This is a genomic window from Streptomyces sp. NPDC085932 (genome assembly GCF_044540525.1).
Lineage (GTDB): Bacteria > Actinomycetota > Actinomycetes > Streptomycetales > Streptomycetaceae > Streptomyces > Streptomyces levis.
The window spans coordinates 317,854-333,105 of the sequence record NZ_JBITSJ010000003.1 but is presented as its reverse complement, the minus strand read 5'-3'; the positions used below and the strand labels follow the sequence as shown (position 1 = coordinate 333,105).

Below are 15,252 nucleotides of genomic sequence, written 5' to 3'. Positions count from 1 at the left end.
CTCACGAACGTGCCGATGAAGGACCGAGCGCCCCGGCCGACGCCCCGCGTCGGCCGGGGCGCTCGGGCGTTTCCGCAACGGGGACGAGCAGCTCGCACCACACCGTCTTGCGGCCGGCCTCCTGCTCCACGCCCCACCGCAGGGCCAGCGCGTCGAGCAGCGCCAGCCCGCGGCCGGACTCCGCCTCGGCCCCGGCCGCCGCGACCAGGACGGGCAGGGCCCGGGGATCGGGATCGGTCACCCCGACCCGGACGCGTCCGCCCTCCTCCTCCCACACCCGTACCGTCACGGGCGCACCCTCCCCGACATGCCGGATGACGTTCGTGACCAGCTCGCTCGCGCAGAGCTGCACGTCGATGCCGAGCGGTCGCAGGGCCCGCCGCACGGCGGACACCTCGGCGGGGGTCGCGAGCAGTTCGAGCGTCACCACCGGCCGCATCACACCGCACCCTTGCGCAGGGCGGCGGCCAGGGCCTTGGCGGTGAGGAGATTGCAGTGGCCGAGCGCGATCAGCGGCCGGGTGGGGCAGCGGGAGGCGAAGGACGGAAGGTCGACTCCGAGGGACGGCAGGGTGATGCCGTGCGCGGCGAGCGCGACACGCAGGTCCTCGACGCAGGCATCGGCTTCCGCTTCGGCAGGGCTGTGCATGGGGGTTCACACCTTCCAGTGCGCTGAGTGACGAACTTTTCACACTGTGACGCCGACCGCCGTACCGTGACAGCCCCTCGGCATCCCGCTCCTGACCTGCGCTTGGGTGGCCAAGGGGCTGGTAGCGCGCGGTAACGGCACACCAAGGACGGTGAACGATGGGTCAGCGCAAGGACATCGACGGTTCGACGGGCGTCCCGACCTTCTACGGCAGTGAGTTGCGCTGGAAGCGGGAGGAGGCGGGCCTGACCCTCCAGCAACTCGTCGAGGGCAGCTTCTACGGCCCGAGCCACCTCAGCGAGATCGAGCGCGGCACCCGCCGGATGCCGGCGGAACTCGCCGAACACGTGGACCGGGTGCTCGGCACGGACGGCTTCTTCCGACGGCGGTGCGAGGACGTGCGGCGGGCGAAGCGGCGGGGGCATGCGAGCTACTTCGAGCGGGTGCTGGAGGCGGAGCAGCACGCGGAGACCATCGAGGAGTGGTGCCCGACGCTGGTGCCGGGGTTGTTGCAGACGGAGGCGTATGCGCGGGCGGTCACTCGCTCTGCCCACCCTCTGGCTCCGGACGAGGAGGTGGAGGAGAAGGTGACCGCCAGGCTGGCGCGGGCGCGGCAGTTCGAAGACGACCGCAAGAACCCGGAGTACTGGGTCATCCTGCCCGAGTCGCTGCTGCGGCAGCCGATCCTGCCGCCGGAGCGGAGCGCCGAACAGTGGGAGCGCATCGCGGAACTCGCGCGACGCCGCCGGATCGTTCCCCAGATCCTTCCGTGGAACTGCGGGGCGTATCCGCTGATGCTGGGCTCGGCCATGGTCATGACCTTTCCGGACGCCCCGCCCTTGGTTTACACGGAGGCGCAGTACAGCGGGGACACCATCGACGATCCGGCCCTCGTGAAGCAGTACCGCAAGGCATACGATCGGCTGAGGGCCGCCGCACTGCCCCCGGAGGCGTCCCTCGCCCTGATCGAGCAAGCGGCTGAGGATGACCGAAATGGCGAACAACGCACGTGACTTGAGCACAGCGGTCTGGCGCAAGAGCACGTACAGCAACGGCGACGGCGGCAACTGCCTCGAAGTGTGCGACGCTCACACCGCCGTCGTCCCCGTCCGTGACTCCAAGGTCCCCCACGGCCCGGTCCTCACCATCACGGCCCCGGCCTGGACGTCCTTCGTCACGTCCCTCAAGTCGGCACGTGCCGTTTGACCGCCAGGTGGCACAGAGGCGCTCGGCTGAGATGCCCCAGCCGAGCGCCCGCTGTCCCTACGGATTCACCGGGTCGCCGTTCCCGATGGCCAGCCACCACACTCCGTCGTCGCGGGTGAGGTCGAGTGTCTGGCGGATTTCGCTTCCGTAGCGGAGTTCGACACTGGCCAGACCCGGCGTGACGGGGTCCGCGACCACGGCCTTCACCGGCTGACCGGCCTGGGCGCCGAACTTGGAGATCAGGTCCCGCGCGGCCGCCTCCCTGCCCGTGTACCACGGCGCACCGATGTCCGCCAGATCCTTGGCGTCACCGTCCTGAAGGCGCTGGATGTAGACCTGGAGCAGCAGTTCGGCCTCGCCCGCGACCTCCTCGGCCTCGGGGTAGGTCGACGTGGCGGCCCGGACCGTCAGGTGCACCTCGGGGGTGTCCCGCAAGGCGTAGGGTTCCGCATCGCGTTTCGACCACCAGACCAGGGCGGCCACGACCACACAGAGAGCCACGACTACGGCGATGAGCCACTGCGCTTTCGCGGTCCGGGGCATCAGTACCACTCCGGAATGACTCGGTGGATGTTCGCCCACGTTCCCCTCTGGCTGTTGACGTAGGTGTCGAGGCGCTGGTTCAGACGGTTGTTGTTGTGGGCGCTCACGTAGGCCTTGCCGTTCTTCATCTTGGTGACGACGCCCGCGTGGTCCCAGCCGCCCTTGCCGCCCCAGTTGAAGAAGACCACGTCACCGACCTTGGCCTCTTTCTGCTTCGACTCGGTGTTCACGATGCCGGCGCTGTGCTTGGAGAGGAAAGTCTCCATCTTGTCGGCGACGGTCCACGTGTGGGACCACAGATAGTAGAACCCCCCGCCGGAGTGCGGTGGCGACGAGTGCTTGGTACGCCACCAGTAGTTGGTGCTCTTCTTGTCCTTGCCCACGCCCTTCATCCGCATGCCGCCGCCGTGATACAGCGCCTTGGACACGAAGTTGGTGCAGTCCTGGCTGTACTCGTGCCGGGAGTTCCAGTGCTTCTTCGCCCACTCGGACGTGCCGCTGCGGCTGATGCTGCCGAAGGCTTCGAACTGTGCCGTTGCCATGCCGAGCGCGGCAGGGCTGTCGGGGACCTGTCGCGTGAGCGCGGTGGGCGAGACATCGCTCTCCACGCTGCCGTACGTCACGGTTCCCAAGGCGTCGTCCCCCTTGGACAGTCGCTGCTCGTACTGCTGCGCGTTGAGCTTGGCGCGCAGTACGGGCGTCTCCTGTCCGGAGAACGTGTAGAGGAGGGACGTTTCGTTGGTCTCCGGTTCCTCGGGGCTGTCGGCGAGCGTCCGCTGCTCGTTCACGGTGGCCCGGACGGCCACCGATCCGTCGGCGGAGGGGAGGACCAGGACATCCGACAGCGTCGACGTCATGGCCGTGTAGACGAGTCCGTCGGCCTCCAGGGACTTACGGGTGTCGAGCAGCCAGAACTCCTCGGCCTTCAGCAACCAGGAGTACTTCGCGGCATGCGGTTTGCCCTGCGTCGCGGCCTCGGCCGTGCTGTGCGCACCGGTGGTCAGAGCGGCGACGGCCTTGAGGTACTCGTCGAGCGCCGCAGTGTAGGTGGCGGTGCTCAGCGGGGCCTTCACCGGCGTGGCGGCATCGCTGGTCACCGCGGTGCTGGTGCCGTACGGGCTCGATGCCTTGACCCGGAAGGTGTAGGGAGTGTCGTTGCCGAGACCGGTGATCACGACGTCCGTGCCGCTCGTGCTGCGCGTGGCCGCCACGGCACCGGAGGAGTCGATCGCGGACACCTCGTAGGTGAGTTCCGTGTCGTCGTAACCGCTGTCCCGGCTCGGATTCCAGGTCACCACTGCGCCCTGGTCGCCGGGCTGGACGCGCAGGTCCCTGGGTGGTGAGGGTGCCGTGGCCGGACCGTACTCGATGGTGAGCGCGGCCGAGGTGAAGCTGATGCCCGCCGTGCCGGCCGCGCCTTCAGCCTTGCGCAGGACGAGACCGTGGTTGGCGTTCGCACCGTCGGTCCACCCGGTGACCAGGCCGGTGACGTCGATCTTCCAAGGCGCGGTGGCCTCCAGGTTGACGCCAGGAGCGGTGGCACTGTCCAGCTCTGCCCCGGTCCCACTGGTGGCCCAGGCGGCGTTGAGCGCGTGCACCGCGAGGTCCGGTGTGGTCGCGGTGGACTGCAGTTGCAGCGTGGCGTTGGTGATGCGGGCCCCGGCCGGAACCTTCGACAGATCGGCCTTCAGATGGCTTCGCCAGTTCTTGCCCGAGACGCTGCCGACCTTCAGGGCCGTTGCCGTTTGACCGACACAGTCAGCCGTGTCGGTGCAGACGGTGGCCTTGGTGAGCGGAACACTCACCGACGTGGACGCGGCCGTCTCGGCGGGCGGCGTGCCGGACCCCGCGGAAATCGCAGACTTCTCCGTCCACGCGGAGCACTTGCCCTCGAAGCAGGCCCTCATCGACCAGTCGAACGGGCCGGTCCCGGTGAGCTTGTCGGCGGGGATCTGGAAACCGGCCCGTGCGCCGTTGGGCACGAGCTGAGTGCCCAGGAGCTGGGTTCCGCTCGCGGTGCCGAGCCGGAACTGCGCTTCGACCATGCCGCCGTTGGGTGAACCGACGACACCGGTCACCACAGGGGAGGCGGTGTCGGTCGCCCCGGCCTGCAGCCGAACGGGCAGGTCGGCGGGGTGTACGGCGCTCGCATCGACGAGGAACGTCGTCCAGCCGGACCACGCCGACGTGTCGGTACCGTCACTGGTGCGTGCCCGCACTCTCAGATGGCTGCCGTCCGGCACGGCGGAGGCGGTCGGAATCTGCGTCGTGGCGACGGTGCCCGGTGTGAACTCCACCGTCTTCCCGGCCCACGTGTACGTGGTGTCGGCGTAGGCCGGGTCAGGCTGCAGTTCGAACTCGGTGATCAGCGCAGACCCCGCGTCGCTGTCGTCGACCTTCGCCTGCAGGGTCGGGGTGAGCGAACCGATCGTCAGCGAGGACTCCGACTTGCGCGGGGTCACACCCAGCTGCGCGGGCACGGCCGGGGCCGCGTTGTAGGTGACGATCAGCGAGGGCTCGGTCGCGGAGTCGTGCGAGCCGTCCACGTAGTTGGCGGACCGGTAGCGCCGCCAGGTGAGCGGATCCGTCTCGTCGACGGCAGCCAGACGGACCCCGTAGTCGGGCTGACCGTCCGCCCACGCCTGAACGATGCCTGCGACGTCCCACGACACATGGCCGGCCGGGCAGCTCGCGCTGTAGCCCTTCGCCGCCCTCGACACGGGGGCCGCCGTGGCCGTCGTGCTGGGCTGGGCCGACCAGGAGATCGCCGAAGGATCCCAGTCGGAGGTCACCCGCCGGACCTGGACCCCGGCGTTGTCCGTGGAACAGGAGGACGACCAGTGGGAGAACAGCCGCAGATCGGCGTCGAGGATCCGCTTGCCAAGGAACCGGTCCGTGTTGAACTTGAGGTAGGAGCGCGCCTTCTCCTTCCCGTCGTACGTGCCGGCCTTAAGCTCGGTGGAGCCGCGCTGGGACGACGGGTACGCCGCGTCCTGCACCCAGGTGTCCGTGAGCGGACCGAGCAGCGTGTTGGTCGGGTCCACTGTCACCGGATACTGCAGGTCCGGATCCTGGAGGAACGACTCGGCGGGCTTGAGCACCAGAGTCTGCCGGTCCCCGCTGCCTTCGACCGCCACGGCGACATCGGAGACGTCCTCCGGTTCCCGCGAACCGGCGTGCTCCTCCGCTCCCCACATGACAGGAACGGGTGCGGTGGCCACGTCCCCGCCGTCCTTGCCCTCCCAGAGCAGGCGCTCGTCACTGGTCTGACGGAGCTTCACGCCCTCCGCCGCCACGGGTATGCGCAGCTCCACCTGCTCCGTGGGCCGCTCCTTGAGCACCAGGAGGTGCGAGAAGCCCTCAGGCAGCGCGGACACCACCAGGTCGGCGCCCGGCTGTACGTTCTCGTAGGTCGCGGTGTTGCCCTGGAGGACGGGCTCGGGAAGCTCTCCTTGCCAGCCGATGCCCAGGCTCTTGCCGCCCTCACTCACCCGGGCGAGAGGGCCGGAGCCGCCGGCGGAGATCGTGATGTCCGCCGCGGCGTGCTTGGGCTGGATCACGCCGTCACGCAGCACGAGCGTGGTGTCCACGTTCCGCCAGGCGCCTTTTTCGTCCTTGACCCTGATCGGGCCGGTGGACGATTCCTCGGTCACCGAACCGTCGGGGTTGACGTAGACGGTCGAACTCTCCGTGCGCAGGGCGGGCACTTCCACCCTCTTGCCGAGCGCCGCGGCCCGGACGCGAGCCGCGCCGACCGCCGCATCGTCGCTGCCGTCCCCCGACGCCGTCAGCGATGTGTCAGCCGATCCCGTGGCACCGGCGGGATGTGCCGGGGCACCCAGCCCCGCGGCCAGCATGCCTGCGATCAGGCATGCGCTGACCCCGAGAGTTCTCGAACTCCCGGGTCTGGTAGGTCTCTTCACTTATCCCCCATCAATCTCACAGAAAGTCAGCGAATCTTCACCGGGGGGTCTGGAGAATGTCCAGCAAGTGAGAGGAACCGCACAGTGCTGCCCGCGCCTCACAGGACAGGGCGGCCGGCGGCCCTCACGCCATGTGAGCTGTCGCCCGAGCCCTTCCGGATCGGTAAAGTCGATGGGGCCGTCGGCGGCGTTCCTGCGGGTGAGGCGCGAACGGGAGCACGAGCACTGTGGATGGCCCCTGGGCTCCACCGACGTCGAGGGGGTGCTCACCTGTCACCGGCGTGTGCGAAGGCCCCGCTCGAGGTGACCGGCGCGCTGGGCCGCAAGCGGTCGACGAAGTTCGACGCCAACAACAACATCGACTCCACCACGGACGCGATGGGCTCGGGCACCACCCCGGGCAACGTCACCGACTACGGCTTCGACACCCGCAACAACATTGAGACCGCCACCGTGCCCACCGGTGGCAGGACGGTCAACACCCGCAGACCATCGCCGACGGCGACGTGCCCAATAAGTCCGTCGCAGGGAGGTAAAGGGGTAACCCCCTCCAGCCTACTTCGGGAGGAGCGAGTAGATTGAATGGCCCATCGACGCGTCCCTCGCTTGCATCCCAACGCCCCCTTCGCATTCGCGGGCAACTGGTGGGTCGGGAATCAACTCCCGCCCCACCACCAGGAATGTTCGATGCCGGAGCATCGCCGGGTGACAGCTCGGTGCTGAGGCCACCGCCCGACGCTGCTGTCGCCGCTCACACTTGCTGGTGTCAGCTGGTCGGTCCCCGCCGGTTGGCGGTGAGCCGATGCCACAGTGCCGCGGCGGGACAGGCGAGCACCCCGACCGCTGCTCCCCAAATGACGGGCCAGAGCGTGCCTACCGTGCCCCAGTCCGCCCGAGATAGTACGAAGGGGCCTGAAAGGATCAGGAGAATGAGGCCGGATACCAGCCTGCTCTGGGCCTTACTGTCCAGCACTACGTCACTCCTCACTGCTGCGCCCGCGACACAACCGGTGGCCGCGCCGTGCGGCAGCGCCCCGGCACTGTGGCCTCGACAAATGGTTCCGCCGAGGCCACGTCGCAGTCGTCTGCGTTCGGCGTCGCCCCACCAGCCAGACCAAGCTGCTGACGATCAAAAGGGCTACACCCTCGGTGATCAGCACGCGGGCAACGCTGTAGCTTGTCCACGCTGACACCGCGAAGGCCGGACCCACCGGAAGCGCGATGGCGAGAACCGCGGCCGTCTTCTTGCTTTCTGCATTCACTCAAATGCCTTCTGCTCCGCCTGGATTGCTCCTCCGACGCCGGTCCAGATGAGTGTGACGAGGAGGGAGCGATGGTCCATCCGATCGGGAGCGAGTCTCTTCGGGTCCTTGCCTCTCATTGACTTGACCTGCCACCACGCTTCATGGCATACGCAAGCATTCCGATGCCGATGATCCCGAGCATGCCCAGCGTGATGAGGATTATCTTCCCGGATCCTTCAGTCAGAGATCCTTGGATCAGAGCGGCGACTGATATCACGCAACTGGCAGTGGCGAAGATCTTCAGTTTTCGCTTTTCATTCACTTCTAGAACCTCGCTTTCCGGACTGCCCAGCGGTGGAGGGTGCTGCATGCCCATCCATCGAGGCCGAGGACGTCAGGCAGACGAGGGACGACGGGACGGGCGGCGAGTTGGGCAGCGGACGCCATGCGCGCCTCCTTGGTCCGCAACTACCTGGCGTCTCTCGGCCTCGCCGCCGCCCTCTGCCGCTACAAACGACTCATCCACCTCACCACATAGGACACTGTCTAAGGGCGGGTCTTCCGGCGAGCCAGTACGGAAAGGGTCGCCAGAATGACTCCGCATACTGCGCCGACTGCTCCGAACACGATCGATGGCGAGTCCCCTTTGACAGCTCCAGCGACACACCCACACAGTCCTCCTGCAATCAAAACCACAGAGAAGATCAGCGTCTTCTTTATTGCCTCATTCACCTATTTCCCTCTCGGTTGCATTCATCGCGGTGCCACCTTGCCTGAGCTGAATCAGGATTGTTGGGTCAGGGACCTATTCCCTGACCCAACAAAACCTCTAGCTCAACGACACTGTGTTACCCGTAATGGAGGATGTCCGTGTTGTTGTACCCGGCGACTGCTCCAACCGCGCAGCTGCCTACAACAGCGGCAGTAGCGCCTACAGCCGCCCCGACTCCTGCTCCGGCCGCACCGCCGACGGCGCTGGCGTAGGCGATGACTCCGGTGTCCGCTGCAATTCCGACGGCGCCGATGCACCCTACGGCCGCCCCCACCCAGTCGTTCGCGCTGTCAAGAGCACCCGACACGCTGTCCAGGAACCCCAGTCCCGTGGGGTCCGTCCGGTTGAGGGGGTCGCCACCGGCATAGAGGTAGAGGTTGGTCTCCTGCCCCGACGGGTCGGGTTGGGTGAAGCGGCCGAGGGACGGGTCGTAGTAGCGATGGCCCATCTTGTACAGGCCCGTGGGGTCCAGATACGTGCCCGCGTAGCGGTGGGGCTGGGGGACTGCCTCTGTGGTGGTGCCGCGGGGCAGGCCCGTGGGGCCGTAGGCGTAGGTGTGCGTGCGCTTGCCCGTGTCGTCGACGAGGCCGAGGACGTTGCCCGTGGCGTCGGTGAGGTAGTAGTAGGACTTCCCCCCAGTCGTCATGGAGTTCAAGGTGCCCGCCGGTTCGCGGATGAATCCGGTGTCCACGCCGTTCGTGGTCGTGGAGGCCAGGCCCAGTGCGGTGTGGTGGAACCAGGTCGAACCCAGCTTGGTGCGCTCGGAGTTGTCCGTGCCCGCGTGGACCAGGTCGTAGCTCTTGCCGCCCGCGGTGATGGCGGAGAGCTGGCTGTAGTCCGTCCAGGTCTCGTTCGTGCGGGGGGTCGTGCTCGCGCCTGCCGTCTCGTTGCCGAGCTTGTCGTAGGACCAGCCGGTGGTGGAGCCGTTCCTGCCGGTCAGTTCGCTGGCGTCGTCGTAGGTGTAGGTGGTGCCGCCGGGGCAGGCGTTCTTGGTGCCGTCCTGGCTGGTGAGGTTGCCGGCCTTGTCCCAGCAGTACAGCCACGACGCCTTGCGCACACCGGCGGAGTCGGCTTCCAGGGCGTAGCGCAGGCGGTCCTGGGAGTCGTAGTCGTAGGTGGTCCTGTACTTGGTGAGGTTGTCGGTGCGGGTGCGGATCTTGGTGGTGTCCTTGCCCGCGGTGTTCTTGTAGTCGTAGGTCAGGTCGATCAGGGTGGTCGTGCCCGAGGTCGTCTTGACGGCCTGGGGGCGGCCGTTGTCGTCGATCGTCACCGACTGCGTCGTGCCGCCGGGGTAGACGGTCTTGGTGCGCTTGTCGTTGTCGTCGTAGTCGAAGTCGGTCTTCTTGCCGTCCGGGGCGGTCAGGTAGTCCAGACGGCCTGCCTTGTCCCAGGTGTAATCGGTCTTGCCGGTCGGGTCGGTGTAGTGGTCGACCTCGCCGCCCGGAGTGTAGGCCAGCGCCGTCTGCGCGCCGTTCTGCAGGGTGCGGACGCTTTCTCGGTTGAGCTGGTCGTAGGTCCAGCCCGTGGTGCCGGAGGCGTCCGTGCGGGTCCTGACGTTGCCGTCGCCGTCGTAGGAGTACGTGACCGTGGCGTTGGTGGAGGACACCTTCGTCACGCGGTCGCGGTTGTCGTAGACGTAGACGGTCTTGATGCCGCGTCCGTCGGTGACGGTCTCCACCCGGCCGAGCGCGTCGTAGGTGTAGGTCGTCGTGCCCAGGGGGGCGGGCGGGGTGACCTTCTTGAGGTTGCCCTTGGTGTCGTACTCGAAGGAGGTGACCTTGCCGTTCGCGTCCTTGGCGGTGCAGCGCTGGCCCTCGAAGCCGCCGCAGGTCGGGGTGTCCTGGTTGTAGGTGTACTCGCGGGTGCCGCCGGCCGTGCCGGACGTGGTGACCGACATCGTGTTGCCGTTGGTGTCGTACTTGAAGGTGTCCTTGCGGCCGTCCGCCGTGGTGAAGTCGTTGGGCAGGTCGGTGCCGGCGACGGTCTGGTACGCCGTCACCGACGCCGTGGCGCCGAGCGGGAGCTTCTGGGAGAGGGCGTTGTTGCGGCCGTCCCAGCCGTAGGTGGTGGTGTTGCCGCCGGTGCCGTCAGCGCCCGTGCCCATCGCGTCGATCGCGGTCTGCAGCAGGTGGTTGGTGTACTTGGCGTGGCGGGAGTGGTCCAGGGGGTCGGTGACCTTGGTGACCTCGCCGTCCGCGTTGTGCAGGTACTTGGTGGCGTCGCCGTCGGGGTCGGTGACCGTGGTGGTGCCCGCGTCCGAGGGCGTGGCGGCCGTGTAGTCGTAGCGCCAGGTCGGACCGGTGTGGCCGGTGCTCGTCACCTCGGTGGCCCGCTGCATCGACCTGACGCGGTTGTGGGCGTCGTAGGTGAACAGCGTGACGGTGCCCTCTGGGGTGGTCACCTTGGTCAGGCGGCGGGAGGAGTCGTACGCGTAGGCCGTGGCCTTGCCGTCGGTGTCGGTGACCTTGGCCAGGTTGCCCGCCGGGTCCAGGTCGAGCACGGTCGTGCGGCCGGTGTGGTCCTTGGCCTGCCACTGGCTCGGATTCGTCTTCACCAGGTCGATCCAGCGGCCCGAGCGGGTCTCGGTCAGCTTGAAGCCCCTGTGCTCGCCGCCCTCGTCGTGCTGGTCGACGGTGATCGTGCCGTCGTTCCTGTCCGTGACCTCGGTCAGCGTGCCGTGCTCGTCGTAGGTGTCCTTCGTACCCGACTTGCGGTCGGTCAGGGTGTAGGTGCCGTCCGCGTTCTTCTTCAGGTCCTTGGAGTAGCCCGTCGGCGTGGTGTAGCCGCCGGTGGACGTCTGCTTGAACCGCACGGCGTCGCCGGTGGCGTCGTAGACGATCACTTCTCCGTCGCCGAACTGGAGGTAGCGCTCGTACGCCTGCCACCAGCGCTGCGACACCTTCCCCCAGGGCGCCTCAAGGGAGTTGTACGTCCGCGTCAGTTGGAGCTTCTGGCCCACGCCGGCGATGTCGAAGTCCGTCGCGGCGAGCATCAGGTTGCCGTTGGAGAGGTTCACCCGTGCCACGAGGGCGTCGCTCAGGCGCGTGTCGGTGATCCGGTGCCAGGGCACCTCGCCCTGGCCCTCCGGAACGAACGGGGTGGCATCGGCCGTGGCCCCCGCCCGCTCGGCACCGGCCTTGCCGCCCGCGGTACGGGCCCGCTGCGCCGCCCGCCACGCGGCGACCTCCGCCGACGGCTCGGCCTCCGCCTGGGACTCCGGTGCCTTCACCGACCCGGCCGGAGTCGCGGGAGCCTCGACCTTCGTCGGCCTCGTCCAAGGGCTCTCCGGCTCCGGTAACTCCGGTTTCGGCGCCGCGGCCAGGCCCGGTGCCGCCGAGAGCACCACGGCGGCGGTCGTGAGCGCGGACAGGAGAGCGGTTCTGTGTGTTCTTCGGGCACGCCACAGGGACGTGCTCTGCGCACGTGAATGCATCGGCTTCCCCCACGGAAGTCAGACAGACAGTCAGAACCGGTGACGCATGCGGTCACCTGGGCCACACAAGTTGTCACAAGAAGCGCACAAATCGACGCGGCGTGCCCCTGAACGTCCGATGCATGCGGGCTGGAATGAGCCCCGCCGCTTCTCTCGTCCGGGCAGGCCCATACCGCCACAACTGCCGTGGGGCAGGGGCGGAATGCTTGGTTCTGTTCCTAGTTGCGGCAAGCACGTTGACCGAAACCCGGCGAGCTCTCCCGGGGTGTGATCCGCGGGTGGTTATGAGCCACATCCGTACGTGTGTCCGAGCTGTCTCGCATGCATCTGTGGCCCGCGGTAACTCCCGTGTGTTTCCCCGCGTTTGAGGCGGAGCGTGCGCGAGGAAGCGCTTCGCCCCATGCCTCCCGGCTTGGCAAGATCGTTTCCTTGATGCCGTTAAGCACTTGGCTCGCTGATCTTGAAGGGTCAGAGTGACTGCTGCCGGCGGGCGCCGTCGACCTGAAACACGGCGCTCGTCTTCGGCATCACCATGCTTCTGACCACACAGGGGGAACTTGTGGCCATGACCATGCGCCCAGCGCTGCGCATCACCACGTCCATAGCCGTCGCCGCGCTCACCGCGTCGGTCGCCTTCACCGCGGGCGGCCCGGCCGTCGCCGCCGACGGGATCCCGGCGGAGGCCGTGGGGACGGACACGACCGAGGTCGTCGAGATCACCGAGCCGGACCAGCAGGTGCCCACGGGTGACGCCGTGCTCGGCGAGGCGGAGCTGGGGGCGGACGACCCCGCCGAGGCCTCGGGAGGCGCGGGCTTCCGGGCCGCCGCCAAGCGGCTGCCGTACCTGTGCAAGGCGTCCGTGGACTACCCGCACAACTCGCATACCACCAAGGGCACCATCAACGTGCACTTCGACACCAAGTGCGGCCAGGTCGCCCCGAACCTCAACACCGAGGGCTCGCTGTCCCGCTCCCGCTGGTACGGCTGGGAGCACCTGACCACCGGCAAGGGCGGCAAGAAGAACACCAAGAGCCTGCGCGTGGTGGCGCCCAAGGGGTGCAAGAAGGACACCTGGTACCGCTACAAGGGCCAGGCCCGCTTCTACGTGTCCGGTCCGCAGGGCAGGGGCTCGGCGCACGTCTACAACCAGAACGACAAAGAGATCAAGTGCACCGGCTGACACGCCGGGTGCTGGGCGGGACGGCGGCGGGGAGTACCGCCGTCCTGCTCCTCGTGTCGTGCACGGGGGCGCCGTCCGCTCCCGCCACCCCCGCCGCCCCACCGGCTCCGGCCGCCCGGCAGCAGGACGGCACCGGCCTGCCGTTGGTGGCAGGTCAGTGGGGGGACGGCCGCCGCAAGACACCACCGCGACGCCTCGCCTGGGAGCGTCCCGCCGACGGTGCTGAAAGGGCCTCGGCCTCGCCCCTCAAGGTCTCGGTCACCGCCGCCTCGGCCCCGTCATACGTCTCGTTCATGCTGCACAGCCGCATCGACGAGGCCGGTATCCCGGACGAGGACACGCGGCGGCAGAAGATCCTGGCCTGCGGGGTGGGGATCACCGAACCGGGCTGCCGGATCAAGGAGAACGGGGACCGGTCGTACACGATCGAGACCGTGGGCGCGCCGCCTGTCGGCCACCCGTACCGCGTACTGTACGTGCAGTGGGCACCGGATCGTCCCGGCGCCGAGGAGACCTGGGCATCATGGCAACTACCCACTGGCTGGGCGACCCGCCCGCGGAGCACGACCCGCTGACCGCCTGGGCGTTGTCCCGGCTCGCCGCGACGGTCGCCGAGGACGCGCGGCTGGACGCGGTGGTCGAGATCGCCTGCGAGGAGCGGGAGTTCGAGCCGGAGCTCGGGGGGCGGTTCGGCTCCGAGGCTATGGGCGGATCTGCCTCCCGGCGGCTCGGGGGAACACGGACCTTCCGGCTGGACGGGGTCTCGCCCGCCCTGCTCCGGGAGGAGGACTCCGACGAGCCGTGGGCCGTGCTGTTCGACCCTGCCCGGTTGATCCGGGGGATCGGGGCGGTGACGCGGGCCGAGCGTGGTGAGGGGTACATCGAACTCTCCCTGGTTCCGCACCCGTTGTTCGCCGACCCGGCCGACGCCTGGTTGCCGCCCGGTGCCCGGGGCCTGGTCGTGCGGCTCGATCCGGGCACCGGTTTGCTGTCGTCCGCCACGCTGCACGACGACCGTGGCCCCCTGGCCACGGCCCGGGTCCATGAGCTGAGCGTCCACGACGTGCGGTCGTCGGCCGAGGCGGGGTGGGTGGTGGCGCGGATGGCCCGGACGCTGGTCGAGCCCGTCCGGCTGACGGCCGACGTCGCCGTCGAGGTCGACCCGCACGAGGATCTGGCCTTCACGGGCGGGCCCTCGGCCCGGTCCTGGACGGTTTCGGCCGGCGGGCGGGAGCTGACGGTGACCGGGGACTACGCGCCGGACGCGACGAGCCCGTCGGCGGCCCGGCTGGCCGAACTGCTCGCGCCGGCCAGGATCGTGTCCCATCTGGCGCGCGTCACGGCCGTGTCGGCGACCTCCGTCCGGGCCGGTGTGCGTCCGCTGCGCACTTTCCCGTTCAGTGCCTGGGCTCCGGACGAGAGCCTGACGTGCGCTTTCACCGTCGACCAGGAGACGGGCGTCCTGGTGCGGGCGGAGGCGACGGCGGCGGCAGAGGAGGGCGGCCGCGTGGTCTTCCGTCACGTCGTCACCGCCCTCGGCGCGCGGCGCTCCGGCTGACCCAGCCGGTCCTGTCGTCCTCGCGCGCGTGGTCCCGGCTGTACGCGGCCCCGGTGGGTCGGCGGCTGAAGGCGGCACCCCGGCGGCCGACAGTCGTGGGCGGCCGCCGCCCGGGCGATCGTAGGGTGCCTCGGAACAGGCGTGAGGGCCACCAGGTACGGGTACCCGATGGCCCTCACGGAGGGGTCAGTGGCGCCCGGTCCGCGCGTCGCTGCGGGTGCGCGCGGACCGGGGCCGTCATGGGGAGCCCCCTCGGGGGCTCAGCGGGACGCCAGTTCGCGCGGCTCCAGGGCCGCGGTGTGCGCGTCCATGCGCTCGGCGGCGAGGATCGCGGCCGCCGTGTCGGCGCGGGAGGCGGCGACGACCAGCGCCCGGCCCGCCAGGGCATGCGCCCGCCGGTGCAGGGCGGCGGCGCTCCGCTCGCGCCGCGTGCCGGTCACCCGGGCCGGGGCGGGTCCGCCCCTCAGCCGGCCCACCTGCTCCGCCAGCCGCTCCGCCGCCGTGTCCAGGTCGGCCGAGCCCTCCAGCGCGCGCAGCTCGTCCGTGACGGCGAGCAGGGCGGCGAGATGGCCCGCGAGCTGGATGTCCAGCTCCTCCTCGCGGGAACGGTGGGGGAAGTCCGGGTTGGGGCCGTCCGGCGTGCTGTGGACCGACTTGGTGCGGATCGGTTCGTACATGGAGGGCCTCCTGAGTGCTAACAGGAAACCATCCTAGCTTAGATTTCGTCTAAAGTTGAGTTGTTCAC

Annotated in this window: 13 protein-coding genes; 6 read left to right on the top strand and 7 right to left on the bottom strand. The window is 68.9% G+C overall.

Annotated elements, in window-relative coordinates:
• Nucleotide 1: 1 nt before the first annotated feature.
• Nucleotides 2–439, bottom strand: a complete 438-nt coding sequence (locus tag ACIGAQ_RS17550) for an ATP-binding protein (protein WP_399783692.1) — start codon at nucleotides 437–439, stop codon at nucleotides 2–4.
• Nucleotides 439–648 (bottom strand): hypothetical protein, encoded by a 210-nt coding sequence (locus ACIGAQ_RS17545; protein ID WP_365740141.1) that lies wholly within the window; start codon nucleotides 646–648, stop codon nucleotides 439–441. Before ACIGAQ_RS17545 ends, ACIGAQ_RS17550 begins: the two co-directional genes overlap by 1 nt.
• Before the next feature lie 158 nt (nucleotides 649–806).
• Here ACIGAQ_RS17545 and ACIGAQ_RS17540 point away from each other — a divergent pair, with 158 nt between their 5' ends.
• Together ACIGAQ_RS17540 and ACIGAQ_RS17535 are read left to right on the top strand one after the other, a co-directional pair.
• Nucleotides 807–1,661 (top strand): helix-turn-helix transcriptional regulator, encoded by an 855-nt coding sequence (locus tag ACIGAQ_RS17540; protein ID WP_365740142.1) that lies wholly within the window; start codon nucleotides 807–809, stop codon nucleotides 1,659–1,661.
• Entirely contained in the window at nucleotides 1,642–1,854 is a 213-nt protein-coding gene (locus ACIGAQ_RS17535; RefSeq protein ID WP_365740143.1) for a DUF397 domain-containing protein, read from the top strand. Before ACIGAQ_RS17540 ends, ACIGAQ_RS17535 begins: the two co-directional genes overlap by 20 nt.
• A gap of 57 nt (nucleotides 1,855–1,911) precedes the next feature.
• On the opposite strand, the gene ACIGAQ_RS17530 is transcribed toward ACIGAQ_RS17535, so the two are convergent.
• Together ACIGAQ_RS17530 and ACIGAQ_RS17525 are read right to left on the bottom strand one after the other, a co-directional pair.
• Complete coding sequence (locus ACIGAQ_RS17530) at nucleotides 1,912–2,397, bottom strand: hypothetical protein (protein ID WP_399783688.1); 486 nt, start codon at nucleotides 2,395–2,397, stop codon at nucleotides 1,912–1,914.
• Entirely contained in the window at nucleotides 2,397–6,104 is a 3,708-nt protein-coding gene (locus ACIGAQ_RS17525; RefSeq protein WP_399783685.1) for a DNRLRE domain-containing protein, read from the bottom strand. The genes ACIGAQ_RS17530 and ACIGAQ_RS17525 overlap by 1 nt, the downstream gene beginning before the upstream one ends.
• 519 nt (nucleotides 6,105–6,623) lie before the next feature.
• Between ACIGAQ_RS17525 and ACIGAQ_RS17520 the strand changes: the two genes are divergently transcribed.
• Nucleotides 6,624–6,902: a hypothetical protein gene (locus ACIGAQ_RS17520; protein WP_365740146.1), complete on the top strand. Its 279-nt coding sequence runs from the start codon at nucleotides 6,624–6,626 to the stop codon at nucleotides 6,900–6,902.
• Between the two features lie 795 nt (nucleotides 6,903–7,697).
• Here ACIGAQ_RS17520 and ACIGAQ_RS17515 read toward each other — a convergent pair.
• Together ACIGAQ_RS17515 and ACIGAQ_RS17510 are read right to left on the bottom strand one after the other, a co-directional pair.
• Nucleotides 7,698–7,940: a hypothetical protein gene (locus tag ACIGAQ_RS17515; RefSeq protein WP_365740147.1), complete on the bottom strand. Its 243-nt coding sequence runs from the start codon at nucleotides 7,938–7,940 to the stop codon at nucleotides 7,698–7,700.
• A 472-nt stretch (nucleotides 7,941–8,412) separates the two neighbouring features.
• Complete coding sequence (locus ACIGAQ_RS17510; RefSeq protein WP_399783681.1) at nucleotides 8,413–11,769, bottom strand: RHS repeat-associated core domain-containing protein; 3,357 nt, start codon at nucleotides 11,767–11,769, stop codon at nucleotides 8,413–8,415.
• Between the two features lie 565 nt (nucleotides 11,770–12,334).
• Between ACIGAQ_RS17510 and ACIGAQ_RS17505 the strand changes: the two genes are divergently transcribed.
• From ACIGAQ_RS17505 to ACIGAQ_RS17495, 3 genes are read left to right on the top strand one after another with little or no spacing between them, the layout of a single operon-like run.
• A complete protein-coding gene (locus ACIGAQ_RS17505; RefSeq protein WP_362277476.1) occupies nucleotides 12,335–12,949 on the top strand; it encodes a hypothetical protein in 615 nt (204 codons plus the stop codon).
• Complete coding sequence (locus tag ACIGAQ_RS17500) at nucleotides 12,937–13,524, top strand: hypothetical protein (RefSeq protein ID WP_365740150.1); 588 nt, start codon at nucleotides 12,937–12,939, stop codon at nucleotides 13,522–13,524. The genes ACIGAQ_RS17505 and ACIGAQ_RS17500 overlap by 13 nt, the downstream gene beginning before the upstream one ends.
• On the top strand, nucleotides 13,473–14,507 hold the full coding sequence (locus tag ACIGAQ_RS17495) for a hypothetical protein (protein WP_365740151.1): 1,035 nt from the start codon (nucleotides 13,473–13,475) through the stop codon (nucleotides 14,505–14,507). The genes ACIGAQ_RS17500 and ACIGAQ_RS17495 overlap by 52 nt, the downstream gene beginning before the upstream one ends.
• A gap of 260 nt (nucleotides 14,508–14,767) precedes the next feature.
• Here the strand turns inward: ACIGAQ_RS17495 and ACIGAQ_RS17490 are convergent, their stop codons facing one another.
• Nucleotides 14,768–15,184 carry a hypothetical protein gene (locus ACIGAQ_RS17490; protein ID WP_094055038.1) on the bottom strand — a complete coding sequence of 139 codons (417 nt, stop codon included), beginning with the start codon at nucleotides 15,182–15,184 and terminating at the stop codon, nucleotides 14,768–14,770.
• Between the last annotated feature and the right edge of the window lie 68 nt (nucleotides 15,185–15,252).

What these genes read in the sequence shown, in the direction of transcription:
- ACIGAQ_RS17510 (WP_399783681.1), bottom strand. Translation starts at nt 11,769, where the DNA reads ATGCATTCACGTGCGCAGAGCACGTCCCTGTGGCGTGCCCGAAGAACA.
- ACIGAQ_RS17495 (WP_365740151.1), top strand. Translation starts at nt 13,473, where the DNA reads ATGGCAACTACCCACTGGCTGGGCGACCCGCCCGCGGAGCACGACCCG.
- ACIGAQ_RS17550 (WP_399783692.1), bottom strand. Translation starts at nt 439, where the DNA reads ATGCGGCCGGTGGTGACGCTCGAACTGCTCGCGACCCCCGCCGAGGTG.
- ACIGAQ_RS17505 (WP_362277476.1), top strand. Translation starts at nt 12,335, where the DNA reads ATGACCATGCGCCCAGCGCTGCGCATCACCACGTCCATAGCCGTCGCC.
- ACIGAQ_RS17530 (WP_399783688.1), bottom strand. Translation starts at nt 2,397, where the DNA reads ATGCCCCGGACCGCGAAAGCGCAGTGGCTCATCGCCGTAGTCGTGGCT.
- ACIGAQ_RS17515 (WP_365740147.1), bottom strand. Translation starts at nt 7,940, where the DNA reads ATGGGCATGCAGCACCCTCCACCGCTGGGCAGTCCGGAAAGCGAGGTT.
- ACIGAQ_RS17540 (WP_365740142.1), top strand. Translation starts at nt 807, where the DNA reads ATGGGTCAGCGCAAGGACATCGACGGTTCGACGGGCGTCCCGACCTTC.
- ACIGAQ_RS17545 (WP_365740141.1), bottom strand. Translation starts at nt 648, where the DNA reads ATGCACAGCCCTGCCGAAGCGGAAGCCGATGCCTGCGTCGAGGACCTG.
- ACIGAQ_RS17490 (WP_094055038.1), bottom strand. Translation starts at nt 15,184, where the DNA reads ATGTACGAACCGATCCGCACCAAGTCGGTCCACAGCACGCCGGACGGC.
- ACIGAQ_RS17535 (WP_365740143.1), top strand. Translation starts at nt 1,642, where the DNA reads ATGGCGAACAACGCACGTGACTTGAGCACAGCGGTCTGGCGCAAGAGC.